Source organism: Algihabitans albus (assembly GCF_003572205.1).
GTDB lineage: Bacteria > Pseudomonadota > Alphaproteobacteria > Kiloniellales > DSM-21159 > Algihabitans > Algihabitans albus.
In genome coordinates this window covers 71,143-85,814 of the sequence record NZ_QXNY01000010.1, presented here as the reverse complement: position 1 = coordinate 85,814, position 14,672 = coordinate 71,143, and the positions used below count along the sequence as shown (strand labels likewise).

General features: G+C 67.8%; 15 protein-coding genes. 4 read left to right on the top strand and 11 right to left on the bottom strand.

Annotated features, from left to right (window positions below; all coding sequences use genetic code 11):
* Positions 1 to 207: 207 nt before the first annotated feature.
* The 3 genes from upp to DBZ32_RS20875 are packed head-to-tail and all read right to left on the bottom strand — an operon-like array spanning position 208 to position 3,745.
* Complete coding sequence (gene upp / locus DBZ32_RS20885; protein WP_235830294.1) at positions 208 to 870, bottom strand: uracil phosphoribosyltransferase; 663 nt, start codon at positions 868 to 870, stop codon at positions 208 to 210.
* The gene (locus DBZ32_RS22225) at positions 867 to 2,087 is read right to left on the bottom strand and encodes an MFS transporter (protein WP_162906892.1); all 1,221 of its coding nucleotides are present in this window, start codon (positions 2,085 to 2,087) and stop codon (positions 867 to 869) included. The genes upp and DBZ32_RS22225 overlap by 4 nt, the downstream gene beginning before the upstream one ends.
* Entirely contained in the window at positions 2,084 to 3,745 is a 1,662-nt protein-coding gene (locus DBZ32_RS20875; RefSeq protein WP_119169193.1) for a GMC family oxidoreductase, read from the bottom strand. Before DBZ32_RS20875 ends, DBZ32_RS22225 begins: the two co-directional genes overlap by 4 nt.
* Positions 3,746 to 3,899: 154 nt before the next feature.
* Between DBZ32_RS20875 and DBZ32_RS20870 the strand changes: the two genes are divergently transcribed.
* Positions 3,900 to 4,175, top strand: a complete 276-nt coding sequence (locus DBZ32_RS20870; protein WP_119169192.1) for a histidine kinase — start codon at positions 3,900 to 3,902, stop codon at positions 4,173 to 4,175.
* Positions 4,176 to 4,238: 63 nt separating this feature from the next.
* Here DBZ32_RS20870 and DBZ32_RS20865 read toward each other — a convergent pair whose 3' ends face one another.
* The 5 genes from DBZ32_RS20865 to DBZ32_RS20845 form a co-directional block, all read right to left on the bottom strand.
* A complete protein-coding gene (locus tag DBZ32_RS20865) occupies positions 4,239 to 4,925 on the bottom strand; it encodes an ABC transporter ATP-binding protein (RefSeq protein WP_119169191.1) in 687 nt (228 codons plus the stop codon).
* Complete coding sequence (locus DBZ32_RS20860) at positions 4,925 to 5,680, bottom strand: ABC transporter ATP-binding protein (protein WP_119169262.1); 756 nt, start codon at positions 5,678 to 5,680, stop codon at positions 4,925 to 4,927. Before DBZ32_RS20860 ends, DBZ32_RS20865 begins: the two co-directional genes overlap by 1 nt.
* Before the next feature lie 5 nt (positions 5,681 to 5,685).
* Complete coding sequence (locus tag DBZ32_RS20855; RefSeq protein ID WP_119169190.1) at positions 5,686 to 6,651, bottom strand: branched-chain amino acid ABC transporter permease; 966 nt, start codon at positions 6,649 to 6,651, stop codon at positions 5,686 to 5,688.
* Positions 6,651 to 7,571 carry a branched-chain amino acid ABC transporter permease gene (locus DBZ32_RS20850; protein WP_119169261.1) on the bottom strand — a complete coding sequence of 307 codons (921 nt, stop codon included), beginning with the start codon at positions 7,569 to 7,571 and terminating at the stop codon, positions 6,651 to 6,653. The genes DBZ32_RS20855 and DBZ32_RS20850 overlap by 1 nt, the downstream gene beginning before the upstream one ends.
* 115 nt (positions 7,572 to 7,686) lie before the next feature.
* On the bottom strand, positions 7,687 to 8,553 hold the full coding sequence (locus DBZ32_RS20845) for a LysR family transcriptional regulator (RefSeq protein ID WP_235830298.1): 867 nt from the start codon (positions 8,551 to 8,553) through the stop codon (positions 7,687 to 7,689).
* 145 nt (positions 8,554 to 8,698) lie between these two features.
* Between DBZ32_RS20845 and DBZ32_RS20840 the strand changes: the two genes are divergently transcribed.
* Positions 8,699 to 9,157, top strand: a complete 459-nt coding sequence (locus DBZ32_RS20840; protein WP_119169188.1) for a (2Fe-2S)-binding protein — start codon at positions 8,699 to 8,701, stop codon at positions 9,155 to 9,157.
* 3 nt (positions 9,158 to 9,160) lie between these two features.
* Positions 9,161 to 11,380, top strand: coding sequence for a xanthine dehydrogenase family protein molybdopterin-binding subunit (locus DBZ32_RS20835; protein ID WP_208539354.1), 2,220 nt, complete (start codon positions 9,161 to 9,163; stop codon positions 11,378 to 11,380).
* A gap of 75 nt (positions 11,381 to 11,455) precedes the next feature.
* Here the strand turns inward: DBZ32_RS20835 and DBZ32_RS20830 are convergent, their stop codons facing one another.
* The 3 genes from DBZ32_RS20830 to DBZ32_RS20820 form a co-directional block, all read right to left on the bottom strand.
* Positions 11,456 to 12,631 (bottom strand): ABC transporter substrate-binding protein, encoded by a 1,176-nt coding sequence (locus DBZ32_RS20830; RefSeq protein ID WP_119169186.1) that lies wholly within the window; start codon positions 12,629 to 12,631, stop codon positions 11,456 to 11,458.
* A gap of 154 nt (positions 12,632 to 12,785) precedes the next feature.
* Complete coding sequence (locus tag DBZ32_RS20825) at positions 12,786 to 13,145, bottom strand: VOC family protein (RefSeq protein WP_119169185.1); 360 nt, start codon at positions 13,143 to 13,145, stop codon at positions 12,786 to 12,788.
* A gap of 64 nt (positions 13,146 to 13,209) precedes the next feature.
* Positions 13,210 to 13,968 carry an SDR family NAD(P)-dependent oxidoreductase gene (locus tag DBZ32_RS20820; RefSeq protein WP_119169184.1) on the bottom strand — a complete coding sequence of 253 codons (759 nt, stop codon included), beginning with the start codon at positions 13,966 to 13,968 and terminating at the stop codon, positions 13,210 to 13,212.
* 236 nt (positions 13,969 to 14,204) lie between these two features.
* Here DBZ32_RS20820 and rplM point away from each other — a divergent pair, with 236 nt between their 5' ends.
* Positions 14,205 to 14,666, top strand: coding sequence for a 50S ribosomal protein L13 (gene rplM / locus DBZ32_RS20815; RefSeq protein ID WP_119169260.1), 462 nt, complete (start codon positions 14,205 to 14,207; stop codon positions 14,664 to 14,666).
* Positions 14,667 to 14,672: the final 6 nt, after the last annotated feature.

Sequence of the window (14,672 nt, the reverse complement as noted above, 5' to 3'; positions counted from 1 at the left end):
CACCGAAAGCGGCACCGATCGCGCCAGGACGGAGCGAGCCCCCCGGACCTGCTCGACCTACGGTTATCCCGCTCCGACAATGGATGTTTTCAAGGGAGGCTTGTTCGTCACGGCGGGTAGCCGGAGAACAGCGGGTGGCCGGAGAACAAGGACTCGACAGGGCTGGCCCAGTCCGACGGGCGGTGCGGCGCCGCCCGCGGGTTGGCCCTACAGCGTGCCGAACAGGCGGTCGCCGGCGTCGCCGAGGCCGGGGACGATGTAGGCGTGGCTGTCCAGATGGCTGTCGAGGGCGCCGGCCACGACCGTTACCTCGGGGTGCGATGCGGCGAGGCGGGAGACGCCCTCCGGCGCGGCGACGAGGCAGAGGAAGCGGATGTCGGTAGCCGGAACGCCCCGCGCGATCAGCACGTCGATGGCATGGGCGGCGGAGCCGCCCGTCGCCAGCATGGGGTCGATCAGCAGGGTCCGGCCCGGGTCCTCCGGCAGCTTGACGTAGTACTCTTGCGGTTTCTTGCTTTCGGGATCGCGGAAGACTCCGATGTGGCCCTCGCGCGCCATGGGCATCAGCTCGCGGATGCCCTCGGCCAGGCCCAGGCCGGCGCGCAGGATCGAGACGATGGTGATCTCGCCGGCCAGGTGCGGCGCGTTCATCTCCGCCATCGGCGTTTCGATGGGGCGCCGTTCCAGCGGCAGGTCGCGGGTGATCTCGTAACCCAGCAGCAGGCCGAGTTCGCGCAGCAACTGTCGGAAGGCGATGGGCGGCGTGGTCTTGTCCCGCAGGATCGTCAGCTTGTGCTGCACCAGCGGATGCGCGACCAGGCGGAGGTTGGGAAAGGTCTCGGCGTCGCTGTCGCTCATGGTCTCGCTCATGGTGTCTCCGCGGCCCTGGCTCGTTTGATCGTCTGCTGCATCACCAGCAGCGCGACCACTGTACCAAGCAGAGATGTCAGGGCCATGGCGAAGTAGGCTCCGGCGCCGAAGCTTCCGTAGAGCCAGCCGGCGGCGAACATCAGGCTGCCGACGCCGAGCGATCCGACGGCGGTGGCGTAGAGGGCCTGGGCCGTGCCGGCCTGGGCGTCGGGGACGTTGCGGCCCAGCCAGGTCAGGGCGCCCAGATGCGCCGCTCCGAAGCTGAGGGCGTGGAGGAGCTGCAGCGGGGCCAGCAGCAGCGGATCGGCCGTCAGGGCCGTCAGGGGCCAACGGACCACGCCCGCCAACCCGCCGACCGCCAGCAGAGCAAGCGGTCCGAAGCGCCCGATCAGCGACTTTCCGAACCAGAAGAGCACCACTTCGGCCAGTACGCCGAGCGCCCAGAGCGCGCCGATCAGGGTGCCGTCGAGACCGGCGCGCGACCAGTCCAGCGCGGAGTAGGCGTAGTAGACGGCATGGCTGCCCTGGATCAGCAGACCGGCCAGCAGCAGCAGCAGGAAGTCGGCACGGCGCAGCAGCGCCAGGGGCCGGCCGCCGGCCAAACCGCTCGAGCGGACCAACGCGGGTTCGATCTCCGGCGGCAGCAGCCAGGCCGCCGCCGCCGTCAGCAGGGCGCCGAGGGTGGCGAGGTGCAGGACCCAGTCCGGCCCGAAGCGGCCGATCGCGAGACCGCCGCCCAGGTTGGCGACGACGAAGGCCAGGGAGCCCCAGAGCCGCGCCCGGCTGTAGGCGAAGCCGTGCCGCTCCGCCGCGCGCACCGCCAGTCCCTCGATCAAGGGCATCTGCGGCTGATGCAGCAGGCCGGCGAGGCTGTGCAGCACGACGATCAAGGCCAAGCCGACTGCGAACTCCAGGGAGATCAGGCAAAGCGGGGTCGCCAGGGCCAGCACCAGGATGGTCAGCCGCCGGCGGCCGCTGCGGTCGGCGAGCAGGGCGATGGCCGGCGTCGTGACGATGCGTAGCCAGGCCGGGATGGCCAGCACCAGACCGATGGCTTCGTCGGAAAAGCCGCGCGCCTCCAGCCAGAGCGGGATGTAGGGTAGGTAGATCCCGATGGTCAGGAACAGCCCGCCGTAGAAGAAGGCGAAACGGGCCGAGAGGGCGAGGGGCGAGAGACGGCCGGAACCCGGATCTCGGTCGTCCGCCGGATGACTCACGCGGCCCTTCGCGCCGCGCCGCGCCGGTCTTCCCGGATCATATCGCTGGCCTTCTCCGCGATCATAATGGTCGGCGAGTTGGTGTTGCCAGAGACGATGGTCGGCATGACGGAGGCATCGACGACGCGCAAGCCCTGCAGGCCGTGAAGACTCAGCCTGTCGTCGACCACCGCCAGGGAATCGTCGCCCATCTTGCAGGTGCCGACGGGGTGGAAGATGGTCGTTGCGATGTCGCCGGCCGCCCGGGCCAGATCCGCGTCGCTGACGATCTGCGGCCCCGGCTTGATTTCCTCCGCCGCGAAGGCCCGCAGGGGTGGCTGGGCGCAGATCCGCCGGGTCAGCCGGATCGACTCCGCCGCGACGCGCCGGTCGGCGGCGGTCGCCAGGTAGTTCGGCCGGATCGCTGGCGGTTCGCGGAAGTCTGCGCTCCTGATGTGGATCGAGCCGCGGCTTTCCGGGCGCAGGTTGCAGACGCTGGCGGTGAAGGCGGGAAAGCGGTGCAGCGGCTCGCCGAAGCGGTCCAGGCTCAAGGGCTGCACGTGGTACTCCAGGTTCGGCGTCGCCTGGCTGGTGTCGGAGCGTACGAAGGCGCCGAGCTGGCTGGGCGCCATGGTCAGGGGTCCGCTGCGCCGGATCAAATACTCCAGTCCCATGGCCGCCTTGCCGAACAGAGAGTTGGCCACCTGGTTCATGGTCCTGGTGCCGGCGACCCTGAAGACCGTGCGGATCTGCAGATGGTCCTGCAGGTTCTCGCCGACGCCGGGCAGCGCGTGCCGCAGCGCGATGCCTTGCTCCCGCAGCAGCTCGGGCCGGCCGATGCCGGACAGCTCGAGCAACTGCGGGCTGCCGACGGCGCCGCTTGTCAGAATCACTTCGCCGGCGGCCTCGGCCCAAGCCGCACCCCCCTCGTGCCGGAACACGACGCCGGTGACGCGGGTGCCCTCGAAGACAAGCCGCTCGGCCTGAGCATGGGTTAGAACGGTGAGGTTCGGCCTGTTCAGGACGGGCTTCAGGAAGCCGGTCGAGGTGGACCAGCGCAGGCCCCGCCGCTGGTTGACCTGGAACAGTCCGACGCCTTCGTTGTCGCCGCGATTGAAGTCGTCGCTGCGCGGGATGCCCGTCAACTCGGCGGCCTGGGCGAAGGCCTCCAGGATCTCCCAGGAGAGGCGCTGCCGCTCGACCCGCCATTCGCCGCCGGCCTTGTGGTGCGGGCTCTCGCCGCCGAAGTGGTCCTCCGAGCGCAGGAAGTAGGGCAGCACGTCGTCCCAACCCCAGCCTGTATTGCCCATCTGGCGCCAGCCGTCGTAGTCGGCGGACTGACCGCGCAGGTAGAGCATGCCGTTGATCGAAGAGCAGCCGCCCAGCACCTTGCCGCGTGGATAGCCGAGCGCGCGGCCGTTCAGACCCGGCTCCGGCTCGGTCTTGAAGCCCCAGTCGGCGCGCGGGTTGCCCATGCAGTAGAGGTAACCGATCGGGATCTTGAACCAGATCCAGTCGTCCTTGCCGCCGGCTTCCAGCAGCAGCACCTTGATGTCCGGGTCCGCCGACAGGCGGTTCGCCAGGACGCAGCCGGCCGAACCGGCCCCCACCACGACGTAGTCGAACTCACCGATCTTGTTGCGCGGATCTTGACTCGTCTCGTGACTGGGGCGGGGCATCGGGCCGGCGGCTCCTCCAGGTTCTTGTCTTTAGCTGCAGAGTGCCTCAACCCGCGCGTGGAAGGGAAGACGCGCGAACTTCATCTTTCGGCAAGGCTTCGATGCTTATTGTCACGTCGATCTATGACCGGCAGCTTCGAAAGCGGCGCAAGACATGACTCACTTCCTGAGTTCCGACCTGAACGAAAACGGCCACAAGCTGGAAGACGTCCTCGGCACGATCACCAAGGATATCATCTATCGCGCCGGCAAGATCGCGGACGATCAGCGGCCCGAGGCACGCCACGTCCTGGACAACAACGTCAAGATCCTCGGCCTGCTGGCCGAGGCACGGCGTCTGGCGGAAGATTCGACCCGCACCCTCGACAAGGCCTTCGGGCCCAGCCGCTCGGCCGAAGGCGGCCCGCCGCGCATCGGCGTCGCGGACTGATCCTGATCCTCGCCGCCGGTTACGGCGCGCCCGTCGAAGGGTGTCCTCAGCGCCTCCCGGCCGCTAGACGCCGAGATAGCGGTCCTGCAGGGCGGCGTCGGCGGCCAGCTCGGCGGAGCTGCCGCTCCAGGCGACCTGGCCTTTTTCGATCAGCGTGTGACGGTCGGCCAGCGGCAGGAGCGCGTCGAGGTTCTTGTCGATCACCAGGATCGCTTGCCCGCTGGCCTTCAATTCGCCCAGAACCCGCCAGATCTCGGCGCGGATCAGCGGTGCCAGGCCCTCGGTCGCCTCGTCGAGAATCAGAAGCTTCGGGTTGGTCATGAGGGCGCGGCCGATGGCCAGCATCTGTTGCTCGCCGCCGGAAAGCTGAGTTCCCAGCGCGGCGCGGCGCTCCGCCAGCACCGGAAAGAGCTGCCGCACCCGGTCCAGGCTCCAATGCCCGGCGCGCGCGGTGGCGATCAGATTTTCCTCGACGGTCAGGTTGGGGAAGATCTGCCGGCCCTCTGGCACCAGGCCGAGACCGGCACGGGCGGCGCGGTGCGGCGGACTGCCGACCAGTTCGGCGCCCTCGAAGCGGATCGAACCGCCGGTCGGGCGAAGCAGACCCATCAGGCAGCGCACGCTCGTGGTCTTGCCCATGCCGTTGCGCCCCAGCAGCGTCGCGACTTCGCCCGCGCCGACCGCGAAATCGAGGCCGAAAAGCACGCGGCTGGAGCCGTAGGAGGCCGTCAGGCCGGTGACCTCGAGCATCAGACGCTTTCCTGTTCGCCGAGGTAGGCCGCGCGGACGGCCGCGTCGTTGCGGATCGCCTCCGGGGCCGCGGTCGCGATGGGACGGCCGTAGACTAGGACGGTGATGCTGTCGGCCAGAGCGAAGACCGCGTCCATATCGTGCTCGATCAAGACGATGGTGATGTCCCGCTTGAGACCCTCGAGCAGAGCGACCATCGCCTGGGTCTCCTCCCGGCTCATGCCTGCCGTCGGTTCGTCGAGCAGCAGCAGTTTCGGACCGGTGGCCAGCGCGAGTGCGATCTCGAGCTGGCGCTGCTCCCCATGGGCGAGGGCGCCGGCCGGCACGTCGCCCCGCGCGCCGAGCCCGACCCGGGCAAGCGCCGCCTCCGCCGGTTCGACCAAGGCCCGCTCCTGCGTTGCCGGACGCCAGAAGCGGAAGGCATGCCCGGCGCCCGCCTGAACGGCCAGCAGCACGTTCTGCAGCGCCGTGAAGCGCGGGAAGAGACTGGTGATCTGGTAGGATCTTGCGAGCCCGGCCTGGGCGCGGGCGGAGGCGGGCAGGGCGGTGACCTCCGCACCGTCGAAGACGATGACGCCGGCGTCGGGCTTCAGTTCGCCGGCCAGTAGGGAGATCAGGCTGGTCTTGCCGGCGCCGTTCGGGCCGATGATGGCCCGCAGTTCGCCCCGCTGAACCTCCAGTTCGATGCCGTCGCAGGCCTGAACGGCACCGAAGGCCTTGCGCAGACCGTTGGTGCGGAGCAGCGGCTCAGTCATGACCTTCACCTTCCATTTCGTCCCTCCACCAGACCCCAGAGGCCGCGGCGCGCGTAGAGCACCACCAGGATCAGGATCGGCCCGAGGAAGAGCTGCCAGTGCTCGGTCACCTCCTTCAGCAGGAACTCCAGCAGCAGAAAGGCGACCGCACCGGCGATCGGACCGTAAAGCGTGCCGATGCCGCCCAGGATGACGATCACCAGCAGCTCGCCGGACAGGTGCCAGGAGAGGAAGGAGGGGCTGACGAACTCCGTCTGGTTCGCCAGCAACGCGCCGGCCAGCCCGGCGACGGCCCCGGACAGCGCGAAGGCGGCAAGCTGGTACCGGAACCCCGGCGTGCCGAGGGCCGCCATCCGTCGCGGATTGTCGCGCAAGCCCATCAGGGTCCAGCCGAAGCGAGACCCGATCAGACGGCGCTTCAGCAGGGTGAAGCCCAGCACCAGCAGCAGGCAGAGATAGAAGAAGAGGATGTCGTTGCCGATGTCGAGCGGGCCGAAATCGCTGCGCTCCCAGAGGCTCAGTCCATCCTCGCCGCCGTAATCCGGCAGGGAGATGAAGAGGTAGTAGATCATCTGCGCGAAGGCGAGGGTGATCATGATGAAGTAGAGGCCACTGGTCTTGAGGCTGAGGGCGCCGATCGCCAGGGCCAGGCCCCCCGCGACCAGCATCGCCAGCGGAAAGGCGAGGAAGCCGGAGCCGGTGCCCGGCAGGCCGAGGAAGCTGCCGCCCATGAAACTGTGGAAGGAGAGGATGGCGACGATGTAGGCGCCGGCACCCACGAAAGCGGCATGGCCGAAGCTGACGAGACCGCCGTAGCCCAGGATCAGGTTGAGCGCGAGCGCCGCCAGACCGTAGATCAGCATGCGGCTGCCCAGATCGACCGCCCAGAGCGAGTCGCCGGCCCAGGCGATGGCCGGAAAGAGCGCGAAGGCCAGAAGGCCGATCAGGGCGATGAGGTCGGAGCGTTGCATCAGCCGTGCGCCGGGAAGAGGCCGCGTGGCCGGGCGATCAAAACGGCGGCCATGAGGATATAGATCGCCATGGAGGCCAGTGCGCCGCCCACGGCCGCGGCGCCGACGGGGTCGAGGAACAGTCCGAACAAGCCCGGCAGGAAGGCCCGGCAGAGCATGAAGGTCAGGCCGACCAGCAGGGCGCCGACGAAGGCGCCGCGGATCGAGCCGATGCCGCCGATCACGATCACCACGAAGACCATGATCAGCATCGGCTCGCCCATGCCGACCTCGACCGCGTAGATCGGGCCGGCCATGACGCCGCCCAACGCGGCCAGCACGGCGCCCAGGCCGAAGACCAGCGTGTAGAGCTTGGCGATATCGACGCCGAGGGCCTGCACCATCTCGCGGTTCGAGGCGCCTGCGCGGATCAGCATGCCGAGCTTCGTCTTGGTGACCAGCCAGTAGAGGAACAGACCGACCAACAGGCCGACCGCGATGATCGCGAGTCGGAAAGCGGGGTAGGGCGCGCCGGGCAGAATCTCGACTGCGCCCGAGAGCCAGCCGGGCAGGTCCAGGCGCAGGGGGCGGGCGCCGAAGACGATCTTCACGCCCTCGTTGAAGAAGAGAATGAGGCCGAAGGTCGCCAGCACCTGGTCGAGATGGTCGCGGTCGTAAAGGCGGCGCAGCACCAGCAGCTCGACCAGAATGCCGACCAGGGCCGTGGCCGGCAGCGCCGCGACCAGACCGAGCAGGAAGGAGCCGCTCTGCAGACTGACCCAGGCGCAGACGAAGGCGCCCACCATGTAGAGCGAGCCGTGCGCTAGGTTGACCAGATTCATGATGCCCAGCACCAGCGTCAGCCCGGCCGCGATCAGGAACAGCATCACGCCGAACTGCAGGCCGTTCAGCAGTTGCTCGAGGATCAGGAGAAGCGACATCGACCGGACGAAAGGCGGGAGAGAGGGCTGGAGATGGGCGGGTTGCGGTAAAGGCGCCGTCAAGGTCCGGGAAGCCGGCGCTGCGGTCAAGGCCCGCAGTATCCTCTACCGACCCTCAGATACCGGGCAGCAGCGCGCGCGCCGTTTCGATGAAGGCGCGCAGTTTGGGCGTCTGCTGGGCGCGTTGGGGGAAGTAGAGGAAAAGGCCGTCTTCCTGGATACCCTTGTCCGGCAGCACCTCGACCAGCTGGCCCGCGGCCAGATCCTCGGCAACCAGAGGCTCGAAGATGTAGACGAGGCCGAGGCCGGACAAAGCGAGGTCCCGCGCGTAGACGAAGTCGTTGATCACGACCGATCCGGGCGTCTCGAGCGCCAGCTCGACGCCTTTGTCCTGAAGGTTCCAACGGTAGACGCCGCCACTCGGCATGCGGTAGGTGACGCAGTTGTGCCTCTGCAGATCCGCCAGATCCTCTGGTGTGCCGCGCGCCGCGAGGTAGCTGGGCGTGGCGACGATGATGATCCGGAGGGGGGGTGTGAGGCGGACCGCCACCATATCCTGAGCGATCATGTTGCCCAGCCGGACGCCGGCGTCGAAGCCGTCGGTGACGATGTTCGCCATGGTGTCGTCGCTGTAGATCTCGACCCGGAGGTCCGGGTAGCGCCGCGCCATCTCCGGCAGCACCGGCGTGATGCAGAGCGGCTGGGCGACTCGCGGTACGTTGAGCCGCAGCAGCCCCGCGACGCGGCCCTGGTCCGCGCGCAGCAAGTCGAAGCTGTCGGAAAGCGACTTGAGCGCCGGCGCGGTGGCTTCGACGAACCGATGCCCCGCTTCGGTCAGAGCGACGTTGCGGGTGGTGCGGGCGAAGAGCTGCACGCCCATACGCTGCTCCACCGTCTTGACGGCGTGGCTGACCGCCGAGGGGCTGATGCCGAGTTCCGCCGCAGCCGACGCGAAGCCGCCACGCCGCGCGACCGTGAGCACGGTCGGCAAATGTATAAGAAGATCCCGATCCATTCCTGAGCCATATCGAATAATTCATGCACTTTGAGAGATCTAGTCATTCTTCGCTGCGGCGCCACATGAATGGTTGAATGCGCATAAGCACGTCATAGCCAGGAGAGAGTCGATGGTCAGCTTCACCTTGAACGGCGAAGAGACGAGTCTCGATGCCGATCCCAACATGCCATTGTTGTGGGCCCTCAGAGAAAAGGCCGGATTGACCGGTACGAAGTTCGGCTGCGGTCTCGCTCAATGCGGGGCCTGCACTGTTCATCTGGACGGCTTCCCCGTCCGGTCTTGCCAGACTTTCGTCGGCGATATCGAAGGCGCCTCGATCACCACGATCGAGGGACTCTCCGGCGACTTGGCCGCGACCGTGCAGCAGGTCTGGGCGGACCTGGACGTGCCTCAGTGCGGCTACTGCCAGTCGGGTCAGATCATGGCTGCCGTCTCCCTGCTGTCGGAGACGCCGAGCCCGAGCGATTCCGACATCGACGGCGCGCTCGAGGGCAATCTCTGCCGCTGCGCCACCTATCACCGCATCCGCGCCGCGATCCACGAAGCATCCCGTCGACTGGAGGCCTAGGCCATGTTGCCCCACGCAATGTCACCCCATGCAACGAGATTGCCCAACAAGCTGATGAGCGCGGCTGTTTCCCGCCGTCGGTTCCTGATTGGCGCCGCCGCCGCCGGAACCGGTCTGACGGTCGGTTTCAAGGCTTTGCCGCTGGCAGCCGACGGCGGCGCGGCGACGGAGGCCGGCAACCCCTTCCAGAGTTACGTGGAGATCGCCGGGGACGGTCGCGTGACCGTGCTCTCGTCTCAGTTCGAGATGGGCCAGGGCTCCTATCACGGGCTCGCCACTCTGGTGGTCGAGGAATTGGACTGCGACTGGAACGACGTCCAAGTGGTCGGCGCCAGCGGCAGTCTCGACGTCTACGGCAACCTGGCCTGGGGCGGGGCGGCACAGGGCACCGGCGGTTCCACCTCGATGGCGACCTCCTGGGACCGCTATCGCCAGGCCGGGGCCACGGCGAAGGCGATGCTGAAGACCGCGGCCGCCGAGGCCTGGGGCGTGCCCGCCGAAGAGATCGAAGCCGAGGCCGGCGTTCTGCGCCACGCCGCGAGCGGTAACGAGTCCACCTACGGTGCGCTTGCCGCCGCCGCTGCGGCCGTCGCGGTGCCGAGCGACGTCGCCTTGAAGACGCCGGAGGAATGGCGCCAGATCGGCAACCCCGATGTCCTGCGCTACGACCGGGTCGGCAAGACCAACGGCACCCAGGACTTCACCCTCGACGTGCAGCTGCCCGGCATGCTGACCGCCACGATGATCCATCCGCCGAAGTTCGGCGCCAAGCTCGTCAGCTTCGACGGCGAGGCGGCCAAGGCCATGCCGGGCGTGGTCGAGGTGGTCGCCGTGCCGCGCGGCATCGCGGTGGTGGCAGAGGATACCTGGTCGGCGATCAACGCGACCTACGCCGTCGAGGCGGAGTGGGATGAGAGCGAAGCCGAGACTCGGGGATCGGCGGAGATTCTGTCTGAGTACCGCGAGTTGGCGGGGCAGGAACCGATGGCCCTGGCGCGCGACGACGGCGACGTCGAGGCCGCCTTGGCCGAGGCCGACCGGGTGATCGAGGCGCGCTACGAGTTTCCCTTCCTGGCCCATGCCGCGCTCGAGCCCCTGAATGCCGTCGCGCACATGACCGAGGAGGGCACGCTTGAGGTCTGGGGCGGTCACCAGATTCCGGGCTTCTACCAATACCTCTCCTCGCAGATCGCCGAGCTTCCGCCGGAGCGGGTCAAGATGCACGTGCTCAAGACCGGCGGCAGCTTCGGACGCCGCGCGGTCGGCGACGGCGACGTGGTGGCCGAGGCCGTCTCCGTGGCAAAGGCGCTGGATTGGCGGGCGCCGGTGAAGGTGCAGTGGACGCGCGAGAACGACATGCGCGGCGGTCGCTACCGCCCCGCCTATGTCCATCGCCTCCGCGCCGGCCTGGATGCCGACGGGCGGCTGATCGCCTGGGACAACCATATCGTCGGGCAGTCGATCGTCTCCGGCACGCCCTTCGAGGGCCTGATCCAGAACGGAATCGACAATACCTCCGTCGAAGGCTCGTCCACGCTGCCCTATGCGATCCCCAATCTACGGGTCGGCCTGACCACCACCGACGTCAAGGTGCCGGTGCTCTGGTGGCGTGCCGTGGGCTCGACCCACACCGCCTATGCCACCGAGGTCTTCCTGGACGAGGTCGCCGAGGCGGTGGGCGCCGATCCGGTGCAGTTCCGTCTCGATCTGCTGCAGGACCATCCGCGCCATGCCGAGGTGCTGCGCCTTGCCGCCGAGCGCGCCGGCTGGGGCGAGGATCTGCCCGAGGGCCACTTCCACGGCGTGTCCGTGCACGAGAGTTTCGCCAGTTACGTGGCCCAGGTCGCGGAGGTCTCGGTGGAGGACGGCCAGGTGCGGGTCCACAAGGTGGTCTGCGCCGTCGACTGCGGCGTGCCGATCAATCCCGACACCATCCGGGCGCAGATGGAGGGCGGTATCGGCTTCGGTCTGGGTTCCATCCTGCAGGAAGAGCTGACCCTGATCGCCGGCGAAGTCGATCAGGGCAACTACGACGGCTACAGGCCGCTGCGCATTTCGCAGATGCCGGAGGTCGAGGTCGTCATCGTCGACAGCCCGGCCTCGCCGACCGGTGTGGGCGAGCCGGGCACCCCGCCGATCGGTCCGGCCGTCGCCAATGCGGTCTACCGGGCCACCGGCCGTCGGGTCCGCGAGCTGCCCTTCGAGAAGGGTCTCACGACCTGACAGCTAAGACCGACTGAGGCGTTCGGGCGGAGCCGGGTGGCTCCGCCCGATCTGTTTCGGCCGTCCCTTTAGGCGCTACTCCAGACCGCACTCGGTGGCGTAGGCGTCCTGATGGCCGGCGAAAGCACGGCCGACCGTGCGGTTGGTCAAGGCTCCGTCCTCCATCACCACCTCGCGGACATAGATGTTCTGGATCGGGTGGTTGTTGTTGCCGAAGCGGAACTCTCCGCGCACCGACTCGAAATTGGCGGCTTTCACCGAGGCCCTGAAGGCCTCCAGGTCGTCGGTGCCGCCGGTCTCGGCCAGCGCTGCGGCGATCAGACGGGCGGTATCGTAGCCCTGGCTGGCGTAGAGCGAGGGCAGGCGGTCGTAGGCCTCTTGGAAAGCCGCCACGAACTCCGCGTTTGCCGCGTTGTCGAGGTCCTTGTTCCACTGGGACGAATTGATCACGCCGACCGCCGACTCGCCGACCGCGCCCAGAATCGCCTGATCGAAGCTGAAGGCAGGGCCGAACAGGGGCAGCTGGCCGCTCAGTCCGGCTTGGTCGTACTGCCGGATGAAGCTGATTCCCATGCCGCCCGGCAGGAAGAAGAAGACGGCATCCGGATCGGCGGCGCGGATCTGCGCCAGCTCGGCGGCATAGTCCGTCTGGCCGAGCTGGGTGTAGAGCTCGCCGGCCAGCTCGCCGGTGTAGAAGCGCTTGAAGCCGGTCAGCGCGTCCTGACCCGCCGGGTAGTTGGGGGCCAGGATGAAGGGTTTGCGGAAGCCTTGATCGAAGACGTACTTGCCCATCGCCTCGTGCAGGTTGTCGTTCTGCCAAGCGACGTTGAAATAGTTCTCGTGGCAGCCGCGCCCGGCGAGCTGCGAGGGGCCGGCATTGGCGCTGATGTAGATCACCTCGTCGCGCAGCACGCTCGGCACCACGGCGATGGCGAGGTTCGAGAAGATCAGGCCGGTCATGATGTCGACCTCGTCGCGCTCGACCATGCGGTCGGCGATCTCCTTGGCGATGTCGGGCTTGCGCGCATCGTCCTCGACGATCACCTCGACCGGAACGCCGCCCAGCGTGCCGCCCTCCTGTTCGACCGCCAGCAGGAAGCCGTCGCGCACGTCGATGCCCAGCGCGCTGCCGCCGCCGGACAAGGTGGTGAGCATGCCGATCTTGACCGAGGCGTCTTGCGCGGTGGCGGCCGCAGCCCCGCCCAACGCCAAGGCCGTCGCTGCCATGGCAACCAAAAGCTTACCTGTCATGAAATCTCGCTCCCTGATCCCCAAAACCATCCCAGTGAGCGGCCGTTCGCAATCGCGCTCCCGGCGACAGGACGACCACCCTCGTTGTTTGGCCTGCACCTCAGCGCAGGCCGTCGGACTGTAGCGCGGCACCGGGGGGCCGCCAAGAAAGGGCTTACAGGGGCTTGGCGAAGCTGAGTTCGTGGCCGTCGGGATCGGCGATGTGGAAGTAGCGTTCGCCCCAGGGCGCGTCTTCCGGTGCGAAGAGCGGCGACAGGCCTTTCGCGACGGCGCGTGCATGGAAGGCATCCACATTCTCGACGTGGAAGATGGCGCGGCCCCACCACGGCAGCGGCTGTTTCGGGTCGGCGACAATGAGGTTGAGAAAGCCGCTGCCGGCCTGAAAGGAGGTGAAGTCCGAGTCCGCGCCGCCGTAGGTCGGGGCGAAACCCAGCTTCTCGTAAAAACCGACCGCGCGCGGCATGTCGTGGGTTGCCAGGGTGATGGCTGAGATTGCGGTGACAGCGGGTGTCATGACATCGAGCTCCCGTCGATTCTCATCGTTTGATTGTCATCGTGCGACCTTCTCCGTGCGGTTTTCACCGTGCGACGAAGCCGCCGTCGGCGATCAGGGCTTCGCCTGTGATCGCGCGCGCGTCGTCGCTGACCAGGAAGGCAATGGCCGCCGCGACCTCCTCCGGCGTGCCGAGCCGCCCGTTCGGCTGGCGGCGCGCCAGCTTGCCGAGCATCGCCTCGGTGTCGCCGAGCGATCCGGCGATCCCCGAAAGCATGCCCGTCTCCACGAAGCCGGGGCAGAGCGCGACCGCCCGGATCGGATAGCCGGCCTCGGCGCAGTGGATCGCGGCGGTCTTGGTCGCACCGACCAGTCCGGCCTTGGCGGCGCCGTAGGCGGCCAGCGGCACGGCCGCGACCTGTCCGGCGATCGAGGCCAGGCTGACGATGACGCCGTCATGGGGCGCAGAACGCCGTTTCATGGCCGCGATGCCGGCCTGCAGGCCGAAGAAGGGACCTTCCAGATTGATCGCCAGGCTGCGGCGCAGCTCCTCGGGCGTCGTCGTCTCGATATCCTTGGCGATCGCTAGACCGGCGCCGTTAATCAGGATATCGAGCGGACCGAGTCGGTCTTGGACTTGGGCAATCGCCGCCTCCCAAGCGCCGGGCCGGGTCACGTCCAGCGCCAGGGTGAGCGCCGCCGCGGGCAGATCCGGCGCCGTCAGGTCGCTCGCCGCCACAAGAGCGCCTTCGGCTGCCAGGCGGGCGACCGTGGCTTGGCCGATCCCCCCGGACGCGCCCGTCACCAGGGTGACGCGGCCCGCGAGGCGGCGGGTCAGATCCATCCTTCGGCCCCTACCTGCAAATCTCGGCGCGATCCCAGGGTGGCTGGCGCATCGAGCGACGGTATTAAAATACCGAAATTGTAAGCATCTATTTTCAAACTCTTTTCTGCCATTGACTTCACCGACGCTCCTGCGTATCTCAGTTGCCACGGCGCGCGGCGGATTTTCAGGTCCGCAAGGCGCGCCGTCTCGTTTTTCGCATGTCACCCCATCCGATCCAACAGGACCCGGCGAAGATGAAGACCTTTTCAGCCAAGCCGTCCGATATCGACAAGCAGTGGATCGTCATCGATGCCGATGGCGTTGTGCTCGGTCGGCTCGCGAGTCGCGTGGCGAACATTCTGCGCGGCAAGCACAAGGCCACCTACACGCCGCATATGGACTGCGGCGACAACGTGGTGATCGTCAATGCCGCCAAGGTGCGCATGACCGGCAAGAAGCGCTTTCAGAAGCGCTACTACTGGCACACCGGCTATCCGGGCGGCATCAAGGACCGCACGGCGGACGCGATCCTGTCCGGACGCTTCCCCGAGCGCGTGATCTACAAGGCGATCGAGCGCATGGTGCCGCGCGGCCCGCTGGGACGTACGCAGATGAAGAACCTGCGCGTCTACGCCGGTGGCGAGCATCCCCACGAGGCGCAGCAGCCCACGGCGATGGATTTCGCCGCGATGAACCCGAAGAACAAGCGAGGCTAACGGTTC

What these genes read in the sequence shown, in the direction of transcription:
- upp (WP_235830294.1), bottom strand. Translation starts at nt 870, where the DNA reads ATGAGCGAGACCATGAGCGACAGCGACGCCGAGACCTTTCCCAACCTC.
- DBZ32_RS20875 (WP_119169193.1), bottom strand. Translation starts at nt 3,745, where the DNA reads ATGCCCCGCCCCAGTCACGAGACGAGTCAAGATCCGCGCAACAAGATC.
- DBZ32_RS20870 (WP_119169192.1), top strand. Translation starts at nt 3,900, where the DNA reads ATGACTCACTTCCTGAGTTCCGACCTGAACGAAAACGGCCACAAGCTG.
- DBZ32_RS20865 (WP_119169191.1), bottom strand. Translation starts at nt 4,925, where the DNA reads ATGCTCGAGGTCACCGGCCTGACGGCCTCCTACGGCTCCAGCCGCGTG.
- DBZ32_RS20860 (WP_119169262.1), bottom strand. Translation starts at nt 5,680, where the DNA reads ATGACTGAGCCGCTGCTCCGCACCAACGGTCTGCGCAAGGCCTTCGGT.
- DBZ32_RS20855 (WP_119169190.1), bottom strand. Translation starts at nt 6,651, where the DNA reads ATGCAACGCTCCGACCTCATCGCCCTGATCGGCCTTCTGGCCTTCGCG.
- DBZ32_RS20850 (WP_119169261.1), bottom strand. Translation starts at nt 7,571, where the DNA reads ATGTCGCTTCTCCTGATCCTCGAGCAACTGCTGAACGGCCTGCAGTTC.
- DBZ32_RS20840 (WP_119169188.1), top strand. Translation starts at nt 8,699, where the DNA reads ATGGTCAGCTTCACCTTGAACGGCGAAGAGACGAGTCTCGATGCCGAT.
- DBZ32_RS20835 (WP_208539354.1), top strand. Translation starts at nt 9,161, where the DNA reads ATGTTGCCCCACGCAATGTCACCCCATGCAACGAGATTGCCCAACAAG.
- DBZ32_RS20830 (WP_119169186.1), bottom strand. Translation starts at nt 12,631, where the DNA reads ATGACAGGTAAGCTTTTGGTTGCCATGGCAGCGACGGCCTTGGCGTTG.
- DBZ32_RS20825 (WP_119169185.1), bottom strand. Translation starts at nt 13,145, where the DNA reads ATGACACCCGCTGTCACCGCAATCTCAGCCATCACCCTGGCAACCCAC.
- DBZ32_RS20820 (WP_119169184.1), bottom strand. Translation starts at nt 13,968, where the DNA reads ATGGATCTGACCCGCCGCCTCGCGGGCCGCGTCACCCTGGTGACGGGC.
- rplM (WP_119169260.1), top strand. Translation starts at nt 14,205, where the DNA reads ATGAAGACCTTTTCAGCCAAGCCGTCCGATATCGACAAGCAGTGGATC.